Origin of the sequence: Sphingomonas sp. R1 (genome assembly GCF_025960285.1) — a bacterium.
Taxonomy (GTDB): Bacteria; Pseudomonadota; Alphaproteobacteria; order Sphingomonadales; family Sphingomonadaceae; genus Sphingomonas.
This window is the reverse complement of record NZ_CP110111.1, coordinates 2,158,647-2,179,670: the sequence shown is the minus strand read 5'-3', so window position 1 is coordinate 2,179,670 and position 21,024 is coordinate 2,158,647. Positions and strand designations below refer to the sequence as shown.

The 21,024-nt window shown below is 67.6% G+C and carries 20 protein-coding genes; 11 read left to right on the top strand and 9 right to left on the bottom strand.

From position 1 onward, the window contains the following. Nucleotides 1-79: 79 nt before the first annotated feature. The 3 genes from OIM94_RS10590 to OIM94_RS10580 all read right to left on the bottom strand — a co-directional run bounded on the left by OIM94_RS10590 (nt 80) and on the right by OIM94_RS10580 (nt 2,571). Nucleotides 80-862, bottom strand: a complete 783-nt coding sequence (locus tag OIM94_RS10590; protein WP_264606700.1) for a succinate dehydrogenase iron-sulfur subunit — start codon at nt 860-862, stop codon at nt 80-82. 97 nt (nt 863-959) lie between these two features. Further along, entirely contained in the window at nt 960-1,535 is a 576-nt protein-coding gene (locus OIM94_RS10585) for an ATP-dependent Clp protease proteolytic subunit (protein WP_264606699.1), read from the bottom strand. A gap of 73 nt (nt 1,536-1,608) precedes the next feature. Further along, nucleotides 1,609-2,571, bottom strand: a complete 963-nt coding sequence (locus OIM94_RS10580; RefSeq protein WP_264606698.1) for a C13 family peptidase — start codon at nt 2,569-2,571, stop codon at nt 1,609-1,611. Between the two features lie 143 nt (nt 2,572-2,714). Here OIM94_RS10580 and OIM94_RS10575 point away from each other — a divergent pair, with 143 nt between their 5' ends. After that, nucleotides 2,715-4,100: a PQQ-dependent sugar dehydrogenase gene (locus tag OIM94_RS10575; protein WP_264606697.1), complete on the top strand. Its 1,386-nt coding sequence runs from the start codon at nt 2,715-2,717 to the stop codon at nt 4,098-4,100. A gap of 14 nt (nt 4,101-4,114) precedes the next feature. On the opposite strand, the gene OIM94_RS10570 is transcribed toward OIM94_RS10575, so the two are convergent. The 3 genes from OIM94_RS10570 to OIM94_RS10560 are packed head-to-tail and all read right to left on the bottom strand — an operon-like array spanning nt 4,115 to nt 5,690. Further along, a complete protein-coding gene (locus OIM94_RS10570) occupies nt 4,115-4,417 on the bottom strand; it encodes a polyhydroxyalkanoic acid system family protein (protein WP_264606696.1) in 303 nt (100 codons plus the stop codon). Beyond that, on the bottom strand, nt 4,417-4,833 hold the full coding sequence (locus OIM94_RS10565) for a VOC family protein (protein ID WP_264606695.1): 417 nt from the start codon (nt 4,831-4,833) through the stop codon (nt 4,417-4,419). Before OIM94_RS10565 ends, OIM94_RS10570 begins: the two co-directional genes overlap by 1 nt. A 59-nt stretch (nt 4,834-4,892) precedes the next feature. Then, nucleotides 4,893-5,690 (bottom strand): aspartyl/asparaginyl beta-hydroxylase domain-containing protein, encoded by a 798-nt coding sequence (locus tag OIM94_RS10560; RefSeq protein ID WP_264606694.1) that lies wholly within the window; start codon nt 5,688-5,690, stop codon nt 4,893-4,895. 184 nt (nt 5,691-5,874) lie between these two features. Here OIM94_RS10560 and OIM94_RS10555 point away from each other — a divergent pair, with 184 nt between their 5' ends. Then, on the top strand, nt 5,875-8,742 hold the full coding sequence (locus OIM94_RS10555) for a M16 family metallopeptidase (RefSeq protein ID WP_264606693.1): 2,868 nt from the start codon (nt 5,875-5,877) through the stop codon (nt 8,740-8,742). 152 nt (nt 8,743-8,894) lie between these two features. On the opposite strand, the gene OIM94_RS10550 is transcribed toward OIM94_RS10555, so the two are convergent. From OIM94_RS10550 to OIM94_RS10540, 3 genes are read right to left on the bottom strand one after another with little or no spacing between them, the layout of a single operon-like run. Further along, on the bottom strand, nt 8,895-10,679 hold the full coding sequence (locus OIM94_RS10550; protein ID WP_264606692.1) for an AMP-dependent synthetase/ligase: 1,785 nt from the start codon (nt 10,677-10,679) through the stop codon (nt 8,895-8,897). 47 nt (nt 10,680-10,726) lie between these two features. Beyond that, the gene (gene ggt / locus OIM94_RS10545; RefSeq protein ID WP_264606691.1) at nt 10,727-12,445 is read right to left on the bottom strand and encodes a gamma-glutamyltransferase; all 1,719 of its coding nucleotides are present in this window, start codon (nt 12,443-12,445) and stop codon (nt 10,727-10,729) included. A gap of 39 nt (nt 12,446-12,484) precedes the next feature. Continuing rightward, a complete protein-coding gene (locus tag OIM94_RS10540; protein ID WP_264606690.1) occupies nt 12,485-13,474 on the bottom strand; it encodes a quinone-dependent dihydroorotate dehydrogenase in 990 nt (329 codons plus the stop codon). 228 nt (nt 13,475-13,702) lie between these two features. On the opposite strand from OIM94_RS10540, the gene OIM94_RS10535 reads away from it, so the two are divergent. The 9 genes from OIM94_RS10535 (at nt 13,703) to OIM94_RS10495 (ending at nt 21,024) form a co-directional block, all read left to right on the top strand. Continuing rightward, complete coding sequence (locus OIM94_RS10535; protein ID WP_264606689.1) at nt 13,703-14,635, top strand: AraC family transcriptional regulator; 933 nt, start codon at nt 13,703-13,705, stop codon at nt 14,633-14,635. Nucleotides 14,636-14,678: 43 nt separating this feature from the next. Beyond that, nucleotides 14,679-15,191: an SUF system Fe-S cluster assembly regulator gene (locus OIM94_RS10530; RefSeq protein ID WP_264606688.1), complete on the top strand. Its 513-nt coding sequence runs from the start codon at nt 14,679-14,681 to the stop codon at nt 15,189-15,191. Next, the gene (sufB, locus tag OIM94_RS10525; RefSeq protein WP_264606687.1) at nt 15,191-16,654 is read left to right on the top strand and encodes a Fe-S cluster assembly protein SufB; all 1,464 of its coding nucleotides are present in this window, start codon (nt 15,191-15,193) and stop codon (nt 16,652-16,654) included. Before OIM94_RS10530 ends, sufB begins: the two co-directional genes overlap by 1 nt. Before the next feature lie 91 nt (nt 16,655-16,745). Continuing rightward, the gene (locus OIM94_RS10520; RefSeq protein ID WP_264606686.1) at nt 16,746-17,165 is read left to right on the top strand and encodes a hypothetical protein; all 420 of its coding nucleotides are present in this window, start codon (nt 16,746-16,748) and stop codon (nt 17,163-17,165) included. A gap of 5 nt (nt 17,166-17,170) precedes the next feature. Beyond that, nucleotides 17,171-17,914 (top strand): Fe-S cluster assembly ATPase SufC, encoded by a 744-nt coding sequence (gene sufC, locus OIM94_RS10515; RefSeq protein ID WP_264606685.1) that lies wholly within the window; start codon nt 17,171-17,173, stop codon nt 17,912-17,914. Then, on the top strand, nt 17,911-18,993 hold the full coding sequence (locus tag OIM94_RS10510; protein ID WP_264606684.1) for a SufD family Fe-S cluster assembly protein: 1,083 nt from the start codon (nt 17,911-17,913) through the stop codon (nt 18,991-18,993). The genes sufC and OIM94_RS10510 overlap by 4 nt, the downstream gene beginning before the upstream one ends. After that, entirely contained in the window at nt 18,990-20,201 is a 1,212-nt protein-coding gene (locus OIM94_RS10505) for a cysteine desulfurase (RefSeq protein WP_264606683.1), read from the top strand. The genes OIM94_RS10510 and OIM94_RS10505 overlap by 4 nt, the downstream gene beginning before the upstream one ends. Beyond that, nucleotides 20,198-20,665, top strand: coding sequence for an SUF system Fe-S cluster assembly protein (locus OIM94_RS10500; protein WP_264606682.1), 468 nt, complete (start codon nt 20,198-20,200; stop codon nt 20,663-20,665). The genes OIM94_RS10505 and OIM94_RS10500 overlap by 4 nt, the downstream gene beginning before the upstream one ends. After that, the gene (locus OIM94_RS10495; RefSeq protein WP_264606681.1) at nt 20,665-21,024 is read left to right on the top strand and encodes a HesB/IscA family protein; all 360 of its coding nucleotides are present in this window, start codon (nt 20,665-20,667) and stop codon (nt 21,022-21,024) included. The genes OIM94_RS10500 and OIM94_RS10495 overlap by 1 nt, the downstream gene beginning before the upstream one ends.

Sequence of the window (21,024 nt, the reverse complement as noted above, 5' to 3'; positions counted from 1 at the left end):
GGTCTACCAACGAAAACGAGCCGCCGGGCCGTTCGGGCCAGACAGCTCGTTATCTTTTATTCGTGTGAAGAAAAGGCGATCAGAGCACGCGCTCGGCAGCGAGCTTCTTCACTTCGGCGATCGCCTTGGCCGGGTTCAGGCCCTTGGGGCAGGCGTTCGCGCAGTTCATGATCGTGTGGCAGCGGTACAGGCGGAACGGATCCTCGAGCTGATCCAGCCGCTCGCCGGTCATCTCGTCGCGCGAATCGGCGAGCCAGCGATAGGCCTGGAGCAGGATCGCCGGGCCCAGGAACTTGTCGCTGTTCCACCAATAGCTCGGGCACGAGGTCGAGCAGCAGGCGCACAGGATGCACTCGTACAGGCCGTCGAGCTTCTCGCGATCCTTCGGGCTCTGCAGACGCTCCTTGCCCGAAGGCGTGGTGGTCACGGTCTGCAGCCACGGCTTGATCGAGGCGTATTGCGCGTAGAAGTGCGTGAAATCGGGGACCAGGTCCTTGATCACGTCCATGTGCGGCAGCGGGGTGATCTGCACCTCGCCCTTCACGTCCTCGATCGCGGTGGTGCAGGCCAGGCCGTTCTTGCCGCCGATGTTCATCGAGCACGACCCGCAAATGCCTTCGCGGCACGAGCGGCGGAAGGTCAGCGACGAGTCTTGCTCGCCCTTGATCTTGATCAGCGCGTCCAGAACCATCGGGCCGCAATCGTCGAGGTCGACCTCGAACGTGTCGTAGCGGGGGTTCTCGCCCGAATCCGGATCGTAGCGGTAGATCTTGAACTTCTTGACCCGCGTGGCCTCGGGGCTTGCCTTGTGCTCCTGGCCCTTGGTGATGCGGCTGTTCTTGGGCAGGCGGAATTCGGCCATTCCTGAAACTTCCTCTTTCGCTTCGGCGCGACGCGTCTTTGGGGGGCGAGCTATGCCTTTCGCATCCGCAGCGCAAGTGTCCTTTGGACCAAGCCCCTCAGATCACGTCCAGCACCAGCCCCAGCGCGCGGGCCTCGTCGGCTTCGATGTACCAGTTATAGGGCGCGCGGCGGCGTAGCTCCTCGAAATCCACCTGCGAGCCGGCAACGATGGCGCGGAACCCCTCTTCCTCGATCGCGATCGACTGCTCGATCTCAGCCAGCTTGGCCTTGAGCACCGCCGGCAGCGCGCGCAGCGGACCGGCGAGCTCGATCGACGACTGCATCTGCCGCTCGTGCAGCATCAGCCGAGTGCCGCGGGTGAGGAAGCGCTTGTCGACGGGGAAGCCCGACATGAAGGTGGCACCGGCCGAATAGACCGCGACCTTGCCGAGGAACAGCGCCTCGCGCCCCGTCGCCTCGCGAAGCAGCCGCAGCTCGTCCGCCATCAGCCGGGCCACTTCGGGATCGCCGCCCAGCGTCGAGATTGCCACGACGAGCGGACCCTCGGGCGCGGCGCCGAGCAGTTGGTCGCGGAAATTCTGGTACATCGCATGGTCGACCGGGCCCTGCAGCCGGACATGCGGGGTGGCGAGCAGCGGATAGCGCTGGAGCGAGCTCTGGGGATCGGACATGTGCCGCCAACCGGCGAGGGAGGGGGGAGTTCCCGGATCCTCAGACGGTTCCTGGCAGGAGATGGTCGCGTGTCTAAGGCTTCAGCGCATCGGTTGCCGGCGCGCCTACCGGTGCCGTCGCCGCCTTGGGCATCCGCGCCTCCAGCGGTGCGAGCCAAGCCACGACGCCGTCGCCGATCGTCACCTGCGGCATCGAGGGGTCGAGTCGCCCCGCACGCTCCCAGCCGATGATCGTCTGGCGCGCCTCGGTGGCGGCCTCGGCGAGCGGCTGTGCCTTGCGCAGCGCATGGTTGACCAGCGCGTCGCCGAAGAAGGTCCAGTCGTTCTCCGCCCGGCAGCCGAAGGAGGAGCGGCTGGCCGAGGCGGCGGTGAGGATGGCGGTGGTGTCGCTCATCAGCCGCGGCACGAAGGCGCCTGAATAGCAGGCGGACAGCAGCAACAGCCGGTTGCGGATGCCCAGCCCGTCCAGAATTGCCGCGAATCGCGCGGGGGAGAGGATGCCGTACCCCTGGTCACCGTCATGATAGGCAAGCCCCGCATCGGGCGCGCCGTGGCTGGTGACGTAGAGCACCAGCGCGTCCTGATCGCGGTCCATCACCTCGGCGATGCGAGCTAGGGCGAGCGTGAGCGCCGAGATGCTCCCCACCGGCAGCGTCGCGCCGCCGCGGCCGTCGGGTCCGGCAAGGACCAGCGTCCGGCCTTCGGCGTCATAGCGGCGGGCCAGCACGCGGGCGCTCTCGCGCGCTTCGCGGGCGAAGACGGGGTCGCTGTCGAGCGCGATGCTGACCACATAGGCGTCGACCACGCCCCTGCGCTCGGGCTGGAGTGCTGCCAGCGCGCCGACGATCCGGCGCTGCTCGGCCAGCATGGCGCGCGCATCGCGTCCGCGCTGTAGTTCGGGGCCGCTCTCCAGCCCGTCGATACCGGAATCGCCGGAGACGATGCCCGGCCAGCCGGCGGTGTGTTCGGGCGGGCGCTGCTGCGCCCGGGCCAGCGGAGCGCTCGCCAGCGCGAGCAGCATTGCAGACGCACGCAACCACAACGGCATTTCGGGCAGGCCCCCCGGAACAATGGCCGTCCAATCTTGCCTGCCGGTGGGGGAAGTCAAGCCATGCCCCCAGGATCGCCTTGGCAGAATCGCATTGGCTTCGCCGGCGCCCGGCCCTAGTGCATGGCGCCATGCTCAAGCGTATCCTGATCGCCCTCGTTCTCCTGATCGTTGCCGGCGGTGCCGCCTGGTACTGGCTAAGCCGTCCCGATATCGCGACGCTGGCGGAAGGCGCCGTCACCGGCCGCGAGCCGCAGATCAGCGCGCCGCGCTATCAGACGGTGCCGACGATCGGCGTCGCCAAGGGGGTCGGCTGGCCGGCGGGCGCCGCGCCCAAGGCGGCGGCGGGCCTGAAGGTGCAGGCGTTCGCCGGCAAGCTCGATCATCCGCGCTGGCTGTACCAGCTGCCCAATGGCGACATTCTGGTTGCCGAAAGCAACTCGCCGCCGCGCGACAAGGGCGGGATCACCGGCTGGGTGATGGGGCTGCTGATGAACAAGGCGGGCGCCGGTGTCGCCTCGGCCAACCGCATCACGCTGCTGCGCGACAGCGATGGCGACGGCGTGGCGGACATGCGCACCGTGTTCCTCACCGGCCTGAACTCCCCGAGCGGGATGACGCTGGTGGATGGATCGCTCTACGTTGCCAACACCGACTCGCTGGTCCGCTATCCTTATGTCGACGGGCAGACGAAGATCAGCGCCGCGCCACAGAAGATCCTGTCGCTGCCCGGCGGGGGCAACCACTGGGCGCGCAACGTGGTGGCGTCGCTGGACGGCAAGCACCTCTATGTCAGCGTCGGCTCCGCATCGAACATCGCCGAGGACGGGCTGGAGGCCGAAGGGCCGATCTACACGGCGGACAGCCCGGGCCAGATGGCCAAGGCCGCCGCGCAGCCGACCAACCGTGCGGTCATCCTGGAGGTGGATCCCGCGACCAAAACCAGCCGCATCTTCGCCTGGGGCGTCCGCAACGCCAACGGCATGGCGTTCGAACCGAAGACGCAGGCGCTGTGGACGGTGGTGAACGAGCGCGACATGCTCGGCTCGGACATGCCGCCGGACTATATGAGCCGGGTCGATCTCGGCGCCTTCTTCGGCTGGCCCTGGCAATATTGGGGCGGATACGAGGACAAGCGCGTCGAGCCGGGCCGTCCGGACCTGCGCGAATATGTCCGCCGCCCGGATTTCGCGCTAGGCGCCCACACCGCGCCGCTCGGGCTGACCTTCGCCGACGGTGCGCGGCTGGGCGGAGCCTATGCGAACGGCGCATTCGTCGGCCTGCACGGCTCGTGGAATCGCCAGCCGCCCTCGGGCTACAAGGTCGTGTTCGTGCCGTTCGGCGACAATGGCTTCCCGGCCAAGGGCGCCAAGCCGCGCGACGTGCTGACCGGCTTCCTCAACGCCGAGGGCGAGGCGCAGGGGCGGCCGGTGGCGGTGATCACGGGCACGGGCGGGGCGCTGCTGGTGGCGGACGATGTCGGCAACACCATATGGCGGGTGAGCGCGGGCCGCTGACCCGCCGCGGGCCCTCAGGCGAGCAGCCGGGGGCCTTCCTTCGCCAGCGTCTCCCGCACCTTGCCGGCGAACAGCGCGAGCATGCCGGGCAGCGCGATCTCGGCATGGACATGGCGTTCGGCCACGTCGAGACGGCTCACCACCGTCTGGCCCATCGCGGCGACGGTGAAATGCAGGCTGTCGCCCTCCCAGCGATGCTCGACCGTGGCGCCACCGGGAATTTTGTCGGCCAGCCGCCCGATCTTCGACTCGATTCGCGCGCGGGCACCGGCCCGGCCGAGCTGGTGGGGAAGGTCGACACTGATCGTCTGCGACATCATTTGGCGAATACCATGGCGTCGTCGGCGAACGCCTTGAATTCCAGTGCGTTCCCGCTGGGATCGCGGAAGAACATCGTCGCCTGCTCGCCGACCTGGCCCTGGAAGCGGATATGCGGGGCGATGCCGAAAGCGATACCGGCCGATTCCAGCTTCGCCGCTAGCGCGTGCCAGTCCTCCATCGTCAGCACCACGCCGAAATGCGGCACGGGCACGTCATGCCCGTCGACCGGATTGGTGCGCGTCGCCGGCGTTGCCGCCGGGTCGAGATGCGCGACGATCTGGTGACCGAACAGGTCGAAGTCGATCCATCGCTCCGACGAGCGGCCTTCCGGGCAGCCGAGCAGGGCACCGTAAAAGGCACGGGCAGCGGCCAGGTCGTGGACCGGAAAGGCGAGATGGAAGGGGCGTGGCATGGTGCCCGGCTTAGCGCGCCCTTGGGCATGCCACAACGCGGCAAGTGGCGGGGCCGAGCTCAGGCGTCGGCCAGGCTCTCGCCGCGATGCCAGCGCCGCAGATTGTCGCGCGCCTCCTGGACAAAGGCCGAGCGGCGCAGCACGCCGATCAGCGTGTCGGCGATCCAGCGGCCGGGGTTGCGCAAGGGACGGCGGAACTGGATCAGCAGCACGATGCGGGTATGGGCACTGTCGTTCCACACCTCGTGATCATAGGTGTCGTCGAACACGAGCGTTTCGCCCTCCGCCCATCGGACCGTGCGGTTGCCGATCCGCATGCGGACATCGCCGTCGCGGGGCACGACCAGCCCCAGATGGCAGGTGATCAGCCCCTTGGTGACGCCGCGATGCGCCGGGATATGCGTGCCTGGCGAGAGGATCGAGAAGATGGCGCTGTTGAGCCCGGGAATCTGCTCGATCAGCCGCGAGGTTTGCGGGCAGCGCGCCAGATTTTCGTCCACCCGGTAGCCATAGCCCCACAGGAACAGGCTGCGCCATTTGCCGAGCGGCGCGATCGCGCGATGATCGGGCGAGATCGCGGCAAGCGAGGGCGCCCCGGGCTGGGTACCGATCGCCGCCAGCGCCTCGTCGCGGATCGCCTCCCAGTCCGCACGCAGTGCCGCGGTCCAGGGAAAGGCCCGCATGTCGAGCACGGGCGTATTTGGCACCAGCGACGAGGCGGCGATCAGCCGATCGAAGGTGCCGCGCAGATGCTTGCCCCAGCGCAGCAGCAGCGGACGTGCCCGGCAGGACGTACCCGCCGGTTCGGCACTTCCCGCCGGCAGCTCGATCGGCAGCTCGCTGGTGGCAATGTCCACGCGCAACTTCCCCGCACCTTCAACGTTACGCCCGAACTTCGGTGCTGCAACGCAACAATCTCCGGTTCCGATCTAGGCCGTCACTTGGGTCCAAAACATGGCGCCCCGATGGATTCTTGTGGCGTACATCCGGCAGAAAGGTTGCGGGTGGCATGGCGACCCCCTCCCCTCTAGAAAGGGCTTCATGCTGTCTTTCCTGCGCACGCCGCGCTTCGCCCTGCTTCTCCTCATATGCGCTGCCCCCTCGCTGCCGGCTCCGGTGCTGGCGCAGGGCCGCCCCGAGGGTGTCCAGACCGCCGACGACCCCTGGCTCTACAAGGGCAGCGACCTCGTCCATGACGACAAGTGGAAGTTCGGACGGCTCTCGAACGGGGTGCGTTACGCCGTGCGCAAGAACGGGGTGCCGCCGGGGCAGATCTCGATCCGGGTGCGGATCGATGCCGGCTCGCTGATGGAGCGCGATTCGGAACGCGGCTTCGCCCATTTGCTCGAGCATCTCAGCTTCCGCGGCTCGGCCTATGTGCCCGACGGCGATTCGAAGCGGATCTGGCAGCGCCTCGGCGTGACCTTCGGGTCGGACAGCAACGCGGCGACGACGTTCATCAGCACGACCTACAAGCTCGACCTGCCGAGCTGGACGCCGGCAGGATTGGACGAAAGCTTCAAGATCCTTTCGGGCATGATGGCGGCGCCGTCGATCACCCAGGCCTCGCTCAGCGCCGAGCGGCCGGTGGTGCTGGCCGAGGGGCGCGAACAGCCCGCGCCGCAAAAGCGGATGCAGGACGCGCTCTACCAGCTGATCTTTGCCGGCCAGCTGCTCGCCGATCGCGAGCCGATCGGCACGGTGGAGGCGCTGAACGCCGCGACGCCCGCCAGCGTCCAGGCCTTCCACGATCGCTGGTATCGCCCCGAACGCGCGACGGTGATCGCGATCGGCGATGTCGATCCGGCGATGCTGGAGGCGATGATCAACAAGTATTTCTCGAACTGGCAGGGCAAGGGCGAGGCGCCCAAGACGCCCGATTTCGGCAAGCCCGAGGCCGATCACCCGATCGCCGCCAGCATCGTCGAGCCGGCGCTGCAGCCGGTGGCGCTGATGGCAATCGTCCGGCCCTGGACGGTCTATGCCGACACGGTGATCTTCAACCAGAAGCGCATGATCGACATGGTGGCGATCCGCATCCTCAACCGCCGCCTCGAATCGCGCGCGCGCTCGGGTGCCTCGTTCATCGCGGCGGGAGCGGATCTGGATGACATTGCCCGCTCGGCCAATGTGACGACGCTGCAGGTGTTGCCGACCGGCGACGACTGGGAAAGTGCACTGCGCGACGTTCGCGCGACCGCCGCCGAGCTGATGGCGGCGGCGCCCAGCCAGGCCGAGATCGAGCGGGAGCTGGGCGAGATCGATGCGGTGATGCGCAATCGCATCTCCACCGCGCCGGTCGAATCGGCCGTCTCGCTGGCGGACGATCTCGTCCAGGCCGTCGACATCAACGAGACCGTGACGACGCCCGAGGCCTCCTACGCGATCTTCAAGGGGGCGATCGCGGCACGCATGTTCACGCCTGCGGCCGTCCAGGCCTCGGCCAGGAAGGTATTCGAAGGCACCGCGACACGCGCGCTGGTCAATACCCATGCGCCCGATCCGGACGTGGTACGCAAGGTGACGACCGCGCTGCAGGCGGATGTGAAGGCAGCGGCGATGAAGCGCCGCTCGCTCAACGTGAAGTTCGATCAGCTGCCGCGCATCGGTGCGCCGGGCAAGGTGGTTTCCCGCACCCGCGTGGATCCGGACATCGCGATCGACGAGGTCACTTATGCCAATGGCGTCAAGCTGCTGATGCGCGAGGACACGTCCGAGACCGGCAAGGTGTGGGTCAACATCCGCTTCGGCCGTGGTCTCAGGGCGCTGCCGGGCGACAAGCGCGTGCCGGCCTGGGCGGGCAAGACCGCGCTGATGGCCAGCGGCATCGGCAAGTTCGGCCAGGAGGAGCTCGACGCGCTGACCGGTAACCGCCAGATCGGCCTCGGCTTCGATATCGAGGAAGACGCCTTCGTCTTCCAGGCGCAGACCAACAAGGAGGATCTGGCCGACCAGCTCCGCCTGTTCGCCACCAAGCTGGCGGCACCCGGCTGGGACCCCAACCCGATCACCCGCGCCAAGGCGGCGACGCTGGCATCCTATGCAGGCCTTTCGGCCTCGCCCGATGCGGTGCTCGGCCGCGATCTCGACGTGCTGCTCCATGACGGCGATCCGCGTTGGGGCGTGCCCAGCCGCGAAGAAGTGACCGCGCTTACTCCGCAGGCGTTCCGCGCCTTCTGGGAGCCGATCCTCCAGACCGGCCCGATCGAAGTCGAGATCTTCGGCGACATGAACGCCGATGCGACGGTGCAGGCGGTGGCCGCGAGCTTCGGTGCGCTCAAGCCGCGCGCCCTGGGTGCGGAAAGCGGCGCCGCTGTGCGCTTCCCCGCACATGTCGCGACGCCGGTGGTGCGCACCCATACCGGCGCAGTGGACCAGGCCGCGGCGGTGATTGCCTGGCCGACGGGCGGCGGCAGCGCCGGCCTTGCCGAGAGCCGCAAGCTCGAGATCCTGACCGCCGTGTTCCGCGATCGCCTGATCGAGCAGCTGCGCATCCAGGCAGGCGTCAGCTATTCGCCCAACGTGATGAGTGACTGGCCGCTGGGTCTGGCTGCCGGCGGCAAGATCGCGGCGCTGGGCATGGTGCCACCGGACAAGACCGACTTCTTCTTCAAGCTCTCGCGCGACATCGCGGCGGACCTGGCGGCGAAACCGATCGACGCCGACGAGCTCAACCGCGCGCTGACCCCGCTCAAGCAGCAGCTGCTGCGCATGTCGAGCGGCAACATGTTCTGGATGAACCTAGTCGAAGGCGGCACGCAGGATCCGGCGCGGATCGCCGGCATGCGCAACCTCGCCCGCGATTATGCCGCGACAACGCCTGCCGAGCTGCAGGCGCTGGCCGCCAAATATCTGCGGCCGGACAAGGACTGGACCCTGGTGGTGGTGCCGGAGAAGGCGGCGAAGTAACGCTTAGATCCTCCCCGGGTCGGGGAGGGGGACTATTGCATCGAGGAAAAGGACCGGCAGCGTCCCAAAACCATCGTCGTTCCTGCCTTCGCGGGGTCGACGATGGCTTTTGACCATATGCGATTGCCCTCCCCGTGCCGGGGAGGATCTGATCAGTACAGTTCGTCCAGCCGTTCCGCGTACACCGCCTTCAGCACGTGGCGGCGGATCTTCATGCTTGGCGTCAGCTGCTCGTTCTCGATCGTGAAGGCCTCGTCCGCGAGGATGAATTTCCGCACCCGCTCGATCACCGAGAGGTCGCGGTTTACCCGTTCCACCGCCGCGCCGATCGTCGCCTTGAAGTCGGCGTCGCGCGAGAGGTTGCGGAACTTGCAGGGCGTCGCGGTCTTGGCGCAGAACTCCTGCACCCATTCGGGATCGGGGACGATCACCGCGGTCATGTAGGGCCGCTTGTCGCCATAGATCATTGCCTGCAGGATCTCGGGCTGCAGCGTCAGCATGCCTTCGATCTTCTGGGGCGCGACATTGTCGCCCTTGTCGTTGACGATGATGTCCTTCTTGCGATCGGTGATCTTGATGCGGCCCTTGGCGTCGATCTCGCCGATATCGCCGGTGTGGAGCCAGCCGTCCTTCAGCACCCGCTCGGTCTCGGCCTCGTTGCGCCAATAGCCGTGCATCACCAGCTCGCCGCGCACCAGGATCTCGCCGTCCTCGGCGATCTTGACCTCGACGTCCTCCATCGGCGGACCGACGGTGTCCATTTTCAGCCCCGCCTTGGGTCGGTTGCAGGAGATGACCGGGGCGGACTCGGTCTGGCCATAGCCTTGAAGGAAAGTGAGGCCGAGCGATTCGAAGAAGATGCCGACCTCGGGGTTGAGCGGTGCGCCGCCCGAAACCAGCGCCTTGATCCGCCCGCCGAAGCGCTTGGCCAGCTTGGGCCGCAGCGTGGCGTTGAGCAGCAGGTTCATCGGCGCATCGGCGATGCCGGACTTGCCGGCCGCCTTGCGCCCGCCGATTGCTACTGCCTTTTCCAGAAGATAGCTGGCGAAGCTGCCCTGCTTCTCCACCTGCTTCGTGATGCGGGTGCGCAGCACCTCGAAGAGGCGGGGCACGACGACCATGATCGTCGGGCGCACCTCCTCGATGTTCGAGGCGAGCTTCTCCAGCCCCTCGGCATAATAGATCTGCCCGCCCAGCGCGATCGGGAAGAACTGGCCGCCGGTATGCTCATAGGCATGGGAAAGGGGCAGGAAGGAGAGGAACACCTCGTCCTCCCAGCCGAAATCCTCGGAGATGATAGTGGTGCAGCCCTGGCAATTGTGCAGGATCGCGCCGTGATGCTGCATCACCCCGCGCGGCGATCCGCCGGTGCCGCTGGTGTAGATGATGCAGGCGAGATCCTCGCGCTTGAACGTCGCCTGCGCCGCGGTGGTTGCGGCATCGGTCGCATGGGCGGCGATCAGTGCACGGAAGTCGTGAACCTCCAGCGTGCCCTGCTGGCCAAGCCGCACATCGTCGATGCCGATCACGATCCGCCCCGCCGAGGAGCGCAGCATCGCCGGGAGCAGCGTCTTGGCAAGCTTGGTATTGGAAACGATCACCGCGCAGGCGCCGCTATTCTCCAGGATGTGCTGGTGATCGCGCTCGGTGTTGGTGGTGTAGGTCGGCACCGTCACGCAACCCGCCGCCATGATGGCGAGATCGCTGATGCAGAATTCCGGCCGGTTCTCGCTGACCAGCATCACGCGGTCGCCGGGCTTGAGGCCCAGCGCCTTCAACGCGGTGGCGAGGCTCGCCACCTGGGTTGCCGCCTCGGCCCAGCTGGTCGGGTGCCATTTCCCGCCCGCCTTGTGCCACAGGAAGGGTGCATCCCCCTTTTCCGCGGCGCGCGTGAAGAACATCGCGACCAGATTTTCGAACCGTTCAAGCTTGCGCATTCTCTCTCCCCTGCGGGCGCCGTGTTCTGTTCTACGGGCGTCCCGTGTCATTCCGACGGGCGGTTGGGCTTGAGGCCCGCCCGCTGGATAACCGTCACCGTGCCGTCCTGATCCATCGCCACGCCTTCGCTGCGCGGATCGGCGGCGCCGACCCAACGGCCGCCCACCCGCTCGATCGCATTGGCCTTGAGGCCGAGTGGTGCGGCGCGGACGTCCTCGCCGAGCGCGCGCAGGCCGGGCAGTAGCGTATCGAGCTGGGTGTTCTGTTCGGCAATGCCGGTCTTGCCCGGAGCATAAAGCAGGCCGAGCCCGATCGCGTCCTGCGCGGAGAGCTTCCAGTCGATCACGCCGACGATCGCCTTGGCAACCTGCGCGATGATCGTCGATCCGCCCGCGGCGCCCACTGCAAGGCGGATCTTACCGTCGGGCCCGAAGACAATGGTCGGCGCCATCGAGCTACGCGGGCGCTTGCCGCCCTCCACCCGGTTGGCGACAAGATATCCGTCCTTCACCGGCACGATATCGAAATCGGTCAGCTGGTTGTTGAGGATCGCGCCGTCGACGGTGAGGCCCGAGCCGAATGGGCCCTCGACGGTGGTGGTCACCTCCACGACGTTGCCGGCGCCGTCCGTGACCGCGAGATCGGTGGTGCCGGCGACTTCCTGCACCTTGGCGAGGACGCGCTTCGGCGCGCCCGGCGGCGTGCCGGCGGCGATGCTGGTCATCGTCTTGGCCGGATCGATCAGCTTCGAGCGGCTGGCGATGTAGGTCGGGCTCAACAGGCCCTTGAGCGGCACCGAGACGAAGTCCGGGTCGCCCAGATACAGGTCGCGATCGGCATAAGCGAGGCGCGAGCTTTCGGCGAACAGGTGCCAGGCGGTAGCCGAATCCTTGCCGAGACTCCCCATGTCGAAGCGTTCGAGCTGCGCCAGGATCATCAGCACGGTGACGCCGCCGGAGGAGGGCGGGCCCATCGAGCAGATCTTGTAGCGGCGATAGCGCCCGCACAGCACCGGCCGCACCTTGGCGTCATAGGCCGCGAGGTCACCCGTGGTCATTTTCGAGGGGTTGCGCGCCGCACCGTTGACGGTGGCAACAATCTTCGCCGCTTGCGGGCCAACATAGAAGCTGTCCGGCCCCTGCGTCGCGATGCGCTCCAGCAGCGCGGCCTGCTCGGCGTTGCGCACGCGCGTTCCCACCGGCTGCGGCTTGCCATCGGCGCCGAAGAACTGGGCGCGATAGGCCGGGTCGACATGGCCGGAGAACTGGGTGAGCGAATTGTTGAGCCTCGGCGTCACCTCGAACCCGTCGCGGGCGAGGCGGATTGCGGGGGCGAACAGTTTGGCCCAGGCGAGCCTACCGGACGTGCGATGCGCCAGCGCCATCGCGCGGACCGCACCGGGCACGCCGACGCTGCGCCCGCCCGGCACCGCGGCGAAGTGGCTCAGGGGATTGCCGGCAGCGTCGTAAAACCAGCGGTCGTCGGCGGCCATCGGGGCGGTCTCGCGGCCGTCGATCGTCGTCGTCGCGCGGGTCCTGGCGTTGTACAGCACCAGAAAGCTGCCGCCGCCCAGACCTGAGCTCTGCGGCTCGACCACGCCGAGCGCGAGCATCGTCGCGATTGCGGCATCGGTGGCGTTGCCGCCCGCCCGCAGGATCTCGACGCCGGCCGCTGCCGCCCGCGGATCGGCGGCGCTCACTATGCCCTGGGCATGCGCCAGCAGTGGAGCGAACAGCAGGAGGGCGAGCGCGACCAGTTTCTTCATGACGCTAGGGGTAACGCGCTTTGTCCCGGAGGCAAGCCGTCAGGCGAGCGCCCTGGCGATGCTGCGTGCCAGACCGGGGCCGCGATAGACGAGCGCCGAATAGATCTGCACCAGTACCGCGCCGGCATCGATGCGGCGCCGGGCCTCGTCCGGCCCGTCGATCCCGCCGGCGGAGATCAGTGGCAGCTGGCCGCCCGCGATCTCGCCTGCCTCGATCAGCTTTGCGCGGGCGAGCTCCTTCAGCGGCTTGCCGGACAGGCCGCCGGCCTCGGTCGCCTGGGGCGAGGCGAGCGGCGGCCGCGAGATGGTCGTGTTGGAGACGATCAGCGCATCGACACGGTGGTCGATCGCCGCGCGGATCGCGCCTTCCAGCCCGGCGCGATCCAGATCCGGCGCAACCTTCAGGAACAGCGGCGTGGTGCCGCGGGCCGCATCCGCCGCTGCCAGCAGCTCGTCGAGCGCGGGGCGCGACTGCAGGTCGCGCAGGCCGGGCGTGTTCGGCGAACTGACGTTGATCGTGATGTAATCGGCGTGCGGGGCGGCCTTGGTGACGCCCAGGGCATAATCGGCGACGCGATCCACCGAGTCCTTGTTCGCGCCGACATTGATGCCGAGGAGGCCGGGCCGCCGCTTCAGGCGGGCTATCCGCGCGAGCGCTGCGTCGATCCCGCCATTGTTGAAGCCCATGCGGTTGATCACCGCTTCGTCCTCGACCAGCCGGAACAGCCGGGGACGGGGGTTTCCCGGTTGCGGGCGCGGCGTGAGCGTGCCCACCTCCACCGCGCCGAATCCCAGCCCGAACAGACCGGCGATGGCCTCCGCATCCTTGTCCAGCCCGGCGGCGAGGCCGACCCTGTTCGGGAAGCTCAGGCCTGCAAGCCTGACTGGAGTCGCGGATTCGGGGCCGCCGCCCAGCGGCGCGCCGAGAGCTCCCCAGGCGCCAAGTGCGCGAATCGCCCCTCGATGCGCACGCTCCGGATCCATCGAGAGGACCGCGTGATGAAGAAAATTGCCCATGAAGATGCTCATGCAACGCGCTGCAAACGTCGTCAAAGCGCGGAATGTCGATTCCGTACAATACCGGGGCTCCCGATTCGGGTAGAGCTTCCCTGCGACCCGAGGGGTTCCGCTTAACGGGGGGAACCCTTTCCTTTTGGCCCGGCCGGGCAACCGGCCGGGCCTCTTTTCCGTTGCGCTTCGCGCGCGGACATGCTCCAGCTTTGCGACGAACCGAGGCACAGGGGAAGCAAGCTTCGCATGCGTGGCACCGTGGAGGGCCAGGTAGCGGTTGCCGAACGCAACCGCGACGGGACATATTCTGCCTTCGAAATCGAGTTCCGGCCGTCCAGCGGTCGGCTGATTCCGCATGTCGAGAGCTTCTACCTCTGCCATGTCGATCGCGAGGCGATCGATGGCGTCGAGCGCGTCGATCTGGGCCAGTGGCGCTTCTTCCTCGACGGCAGTGGCCATGTCACTTTTCCGGATGGGCATAGCGAAGCGACCATGCCGGTGATGGTCAACGGCCCCGGCACCGCGCACTGGACCTACCATATCGATGGCCCGTTCCGCTGCTTCGGCCTGTCGCTGCGCGGCATTGGCTGGCGATCGCTGATCGGTCGGCCGGCGGACCAGGTGGCGGACCGGCTGGTCGACGCGACCGAGCTGTTCGGTCCGGAGATCCTTGGCCTGCATGCCGAGCTGTGCAGGCTGACCACGCTGGACGAGATGGTGGCGGCGATCGAGCCGCTGCTGCTGCGCCGGCTGGATGCGGCGCGCCGCCTGCCCAAGGCGCATCTCGCCTTTCTGCGCATCGTGCGCGAATGGGCGGCGAGCGGCGATCCGACCATCGATGCGCTGTACGGCGCAATGGAGGCCGAGACCGGCATGGGCCAGCGGCAGGTGCAGCGGCTGTGCAAGGAGTATTTCGCCGGCCCGCCCAACCATCTGCGCCGCAAGTTTCGCGCGATCGGCGCGGCGATGCGGCTCTATCAGGGCGCATCGCTGGACGAGGTGATGGCGCCGTTCGCCGACCAGCCGCACCTGATCAACGAGATCAAGCACTTCACCGGCCATACCCCGCGATCGCTGCGCGAGGGGATCGATCCGGTACTGGCCGTGACGCTGGAAAACGAGAAGTTCCACTTTCTCCCCGATGTGATCCCCGAGACAGTTGACCTGAGCGGTCGCTGAGCCCACATGCCCAATCGGATCAACTTTGTCCGATTGGGAGTCGATGCGTCTTTCGAGCCTTGCCGACTATGCCGTCGTGATGCTGGCCGCCGCCGCGCGCCAGTGCGGTGCGTCGTGCCGGCTCAACGCGACGCTGCTGGCGACCGAGACCGGCCTGCCGCTGCCCACCGTGCAGAAGCTCGTGAGCAAGCTCTCCGCCGCGGGCCTGATCGAAAGCGCGCGCGGCACCGGCGGCGGCTTCCGGCTCGCCCGCCCGCCGGCGGCGATCAGTCTTGCCGATATTATCGAGGCGATCGAGGGACCGATCGCGCTTACCACCTGCGTTGACTCGACCCGGCACGATTGCGCGGTCGAGGGCAATTGCCGGGTGAAGCCGCATTGGGGCGTGGTGAGCGACGCGGTGCGCTCGGCGCTCGCGCAGGTCAGCCTTGCCAGCCTCGCCACGCCGCCCGCGCTTGCAGCCCCGACGATGCCGGTGCATGGGCTCGCCCCCTCCACACCCGACCTTTCTTCTCCTTCTCCGGTGCTCGCCGGGGAAAGCCAGGTATCTTTCTGATGGCCACCAAGAATGCAGAAGCGCTCGCCGCCGCGAACAAGAAGTACGAATGGGGCTTTGCCTCCGACGTCGAACAGGAGTTCGCGCCCAAGGGGCTGAGCGAGGATACCGTCCGCTATATCTCGGCGAAAAAGAACGAGCCCGAATGGATGCTCGACTGGCGCTTGAAGGCGTTCCGCCTGTGGCAGACGCTGGAGGCGCCGGACTGGGCCAAGCTCAATGTGCCGCCGATCGACTATCAGGACGCGTATTACTACGCCGAGCCGAAGCAGAAGAAGACGATCGCCAGCCTCGACGAGCTCGATCCGGAAATCCGCCGGACCTATGAGAAGCTGGGCATTCCGATCGAGGAGCAGAAGGTGCTCGCCGGCGTCGAGGGCGCGCGCAAGATCGCGGTGGATGCGGTGTTCGACAGCGTGTCGGTCGCCACCACCTTCCGCGCCGAGTTGAAGGCGGCGGGTGTTATCTTCCTGTCGATCAGCGAGGCGATCCGCGAATATCCCGAGCTGGTCCAGAAGTGGCTGGGCAAGGTGGTGCCGCAGCGCGACAACTACTTCGCCACGCTCAACAGCGCGGTCTTCTCCGACGGCACCTTCGTCTATGTGCCGGAGGGCGTGCGCTGCCCGATGGAGCTCTCCACCTATTTCCGCATCAATGCCGAGAATACCGGTCAGTTCGAGCGCACGCTGATCGTTGCCGACAAGGGCGCGTACGTCTCCTATCTCGAAGGCTGCACCGCGCCGATGCGCGACGAGAACCAGCTGCACGCCGCAGTGGTGGAGCTGGTCGCGCTCGACGATGCCGAGATCAAATACTCGACCGTCCAGAACTGGTATCCGGGCGACGAGAACGGCAAGGGCGGCATCTACAATTTCGTCACCAAGCGCGCGCTGTGCCAGGGCCGCAACTCGAAGGTCAGCTGGACCCAGGTCGAGACCGGCTCGGCGATCACCTGGAAATACCCCAGCTGCGTGTTGGCGGGCGAGAACAGCGTCGGCGAATTCTATTCCGTGGCGGTGACCAACAACCGCCAGCAGGCCGATACCGGCACCAAGATGATCCATCTGGGCAAGGGCAGCCGCTCGACGATCGTGTCGAAGGGCATCTCGGCTGGCCGCAGCGACAACACCTATCGCGGGCTGGTCCGCGTGGCCGCGAGCGCAGAGAATGTCCGCAACTTCACCCAGTGCGACTCGCTGCTGCTCGGCGACCAGTGCGGCGCGCACACCGTGCCCTATATCGAGGTGAAGAACCCGAGCGCGCAGATCGAGCATGAAGCGACCACCAGCAAGATCAGCGACGACCAGCTCTTCTATGCACTCCAGCGCGGGCTGGACCAGGAGGCTGCCGTTGCGCTGATCGTCAACGGTTTCGCCCGCGAAGTGCTGCAGCAATTGCCGATGGAGTTCGCGGTTGAGGCGCAGAAGTTGCTCGGCATCTCGCTCGAAGGCTCGGTCGGGTGAGCCGGTCCGCTGCCTTCGCTCAGCCTGCGCTCATCTCGGCTGATCTATCGACGACGCAGGGCCGCGTTCCGGGCCCGCAGGAGCATATAGCATGTTGAACGCCCTTCTCGCCGCTGCCTTCGCCCTCCAGTCGGGCGTTGCGGTCGACAGCTCGGCCCAGTTCGGCGCGGCGACCAACCATGCGCGCTGCATCGTTCGCGCGATCGGCGTTGCGCCGGCGGATGCAGGCGCGCGCGCGACCAAGGTCGCCGGCGCGATCAAGCAGTGCCGCGATTTCCTCGATTCGGATTTCCAGGCCGGCCGGCTGTTGCTCAACGACAAGCCCTATCAGCCCAGCGCCTGGCGCAAGCTGACCCCGGTGCTCGACTCGATCGAGGCCGACATCAAGGCCAGCGTGACCGCGCCCAAGCAGTACAAGATCATGTGGAAGCTGCCCGACGGCTCGCTGGTCGATGCGTATGATGTGGGCACCCCGCCCAAGACCCTCTCTCTCGTGACCGTGGCGATCTGAACCCCATGCTGAACATCCAGAACCTGCACGCCGAAGTTGACGGCAAGGAAATCCTCAAGGGCCTGAGCCTCGCCGTGAATGCGGGCGAAGTGCATGCCATCATGGGGCCGAACGGCGCCGGCAAGTCGACGCTGGGCTACGTCCTTGGCGGCCGGGGTGGCTATGAAGCCACCAGCGGCAGCGTCGATTTCGACGGGCAGGATCTGTTGGAACTCGAGCCGCACGAGCGCGCCGCCGCGGGCCTGTTCCTCGGCTTCCAATATCCGGTCGAAATTCCCGGTGTGTCGAACGTCCAGTTCCTGCGCGAGGCGGCCAATGCCCAGCGCCGCCACCGCGGCGAGGCGCCGCTTTCGGGCGCCGAGTTCCTCAAGCTCGCCCGCGCCCAGGCAGCGGCGCTGGGCATGGACGCGGAGATGCTCAAGCGGCCCGTGAACGTGGGCTTCTCGGGCGGCGAGAAGAAGCGCAACGAGATGGTGCAGATGGGCATCCTGAACCCCAAGCTCGCCATCCTCGATGAGACCGACAGCGGCCTCGACATCGATGCGCTGAAGGCGGTCGGCGAGGGCATCAACCGCATCATGCGCGCGCCCGATAAGGCGGTGCTGCTGATCACCCATTACCAGCGCTTGCTGGACTATGTGCAGCCGGACTTCGTCCACGTGCTGGCAGGCGGCCGCATCGTCCGCTCGGGCGGGCCGGAACTCGCGCTTGAGCTGGAACGCGAAGGCTATGGAGCGCTGGCGGCGTGACCGTGCTCGATCTTCCCTCCCCCAAGGCGGAGGCATGGCGCTGGTCCGACATGGACACGCTACGCGCTGCCGCCGCCAGTGAACAGGTGCCGGCCGGGATCGACCCGGCGGACCTGTTCCTCGATATCGACGGTCCGCGCTTGTGCTTCGTCGACGGCGTGTTCGCGCCTGCGCACAGCCGGCCGGGCCCGGTCGAGGTGACACGACAGATCGCCGCGACCGATCACCCGCTCGGCAGCCTGGCGGTGGGCGAGGGCTGGGCGCTCCACCTCGGCCCCGAGCATGCCGCGACCTGCATCCAGATCGTCCATGTCGGCACCGGCGGCGAGAATCACGTGCCCGCGCGCATTCTGCTCGCCGACGATGCTGTGGCATCCCTAATCGAAACCTTCGCTGGCACCGGCTGGGCCAACCGCCTGACCGCGATCGCGCTCAGCAAGGGCGCGCGGCTGATGCGCTCGGTGCGGCTGGTGCAGACCGGCGGCTTCGTCTCGATCCGCGACGAGGCAGACGTGGGCGAGGCGGCGAGCCTCGTCTCGATCTTCCTCGGCGCGGGCGGCATGGGCAGCCGTATCGACGGCGCGCTGACGCTCACCGGCAAGGGCGCCTTTGCCGAGATGGGCGGCGCGCTGCTCACCAGCGGCACGCAGCGGCAGGAAGCCGCGGTCGCGGTGCGCCACGAGCAGATCGAAGGCACGTCGCGCCAGATCTGGCGTGCGGTCGCGGCCGACCTGTCGGTGGCGAGCCTCGCCGCGCGGGTGGAAGTCGCCCGCGGCGCGCAGCAGACCGATGGCGAACAGTCGCTGCGCGGGTTGCTGCTCCAGCGCACCGCGACGGTGAATCTCAAGCCCGAACTCGAAATCTTCGCCGACGACGTGAAGTGCGCGCACGGCGCGACGGTGGGCGAACTCGATCGCAACGCGCTGTTCTACCTGCAGAGCCGGGGCATCGAGGAACCGCAGGCCAAGGCGCTGCTGACCCACGCCTTCGTGGCCGACGCGCTCGCGCGAATCGGCGAAGAGCCGGTGCGCGAGGCCTTCGCGGCGGATGCGGCCAAGTGGCTGGAGGCGGCGCTGTGAGCGTCCTGACCACCGCCGCCCCGCTCGACGTCCTTGCCGACTTCCCGGCGATTCCGGCCGGCTGGGCCTATCTCGACACCGCCGCGACGTCGCAAAAGCCGCGCCCGGTGCTGGACGCGATCGCGCGCGGCTATGGCGAGACCTATGCCACCGTGCATCGCGGCGTGTACCAACGCTCGGCGGACATGACGCTCGCCTTCGAGGCGGCACGCGCCCGGGTCGCCAAGTTCATCGGCGGCAAGCCCGAGGAGGTCGTGTTCGTCCGCGGCGCGACCGAGGGGATCAACCTCGTGGCGCAATGTTATGCGGCGACCCAGCTCAAGGCGGGCGACCGCATCCTGCTCTCGGCGCTGGAGCATCATTCGAATATCGTGCCCTGGCAGATGGCCGCCGAGAAGATCGGCGCCGAGATCGACGTCATACCGCTCACCGACGACCAGCGCATCGACCTTGACGCGATGGCGGCGATGCTGACGGACCGGCACAAGCTGGTCGCGCTCGCCCATGTCTCCAACGTGCTCGGTTCGGTGCTCGATGTCCGCCGTGCGGTGGACCTCGCGCACGGCGTCGGCGCCAGGATCCTGATCGATGGCTGCCAGGCGGTCGCCCGGCTGCCGGTGAACGTCGCCGAGCTCGGCTGCGACTTCTACGTCTTCTCCGGCCACAAGCTCTACGGCCCGACCGGCATCGGCGTGCTGTGGGGCCGCTACGATCTGCTCGACACCATGCCCCCTTATCAGGGCGGCGGATCGATGATCGACCGCGTCAGCTTTGCCAAGACCACCTATGCCCCGCCGCCGGGCCGCTTCGAGGCGGGCACCCCGCACATCGTCGGCGTGGTCGGGCTGCATGCGGCCATCGACTATGTGGACGGCATCGGGCTGGACCGCATCCATGCGCATGAAACCGCGCTGGTCACCGAGACGCGCGCCGCGCTGGCAGGCATCAACAGCGTGCGGCTGTTCGGACCGGCGGACAGCGCCGGCATCGTCAGCTTCGCGGTGGAGGGCGTGCACCCGCACGACGTCGCGACGATCCTCGATGAGGGCAATGTCGCGATCCGCGCGGGGCATCACTGCGCCCAGCCGCTGATGGAGTTGCTGGAGGTCCCCGCCACCGCGCGGGCGAGCTTCGGCGTGTATAACGGGCCGGCGGACGTCGCCGCGCTCGTGCGAGGAATCGAACGAGTGACGAGGATCTTCGGATGAACGAAGAACGCAGGATCGTGGTGGAAGAGGTCGACGCCGTCGAGGCGCCGCCCAAGGCACGCGTCGACGAGGCGATCGAGCCCGCCGCCGAGCGCAAGCGCGACTATCTCTCCGGTTTTCTCTCGCAGAAGCCCGTGGAGCCCGGCGCGGGCGAGCCTGGCGGCCCGCTGTACGAGGCGGTGATCGAGGCGCTCAAGGAGATCTACGACCCCGAAATCCCGGTCAATCTCTACGATCTGGGGCTGATCTACGGCGTCGACATCACCGCGAACGGCCATGCCGCGATCACCATGACGCTGACCACGCCGCACTGCCCGGTGGCGGAATCGATGCCGGGCGAAGTCGAGCTCCGCGTGAGCGCGGTGCCGGGCATCGCGACGGCCGACGTCAATCTCGTCTGGGATCCGCCCTGGGACCCGCAGAAGATGAGCGACGAGGCCAAGCTGGAACTGGGAATGTTGTGATGACCACCGCGACCACCCCCCGTCAGCGCCCCGCCGCGCTGCTCCTCACCCCCGCCGCCGAGGCGCGCATTGCCGCGCTGATGGCGAAGGCGCCGGAAGGCACGGTCGGCGTCAAGCTCTCCACCCCGCGCCGCGGCTGCTCGGGCCTCGCCTATTCGGTCGATTATGTTGCCGAGGCCAAGCCGCTGGACGAGAAGATCGAGACCTCCGGTGGCACCTTTTTCGTCGACGGCGCCTCGGTGCTCTACCTGATCGGCTCGACGATGGACTGGGTGGAGGACGATTTCACCGCGGGCTTCGTTTTCACCAACCCCAACGCCAAGGGCACCTGCGGCTGCGGCGAAAGCTTCATGGTCTAA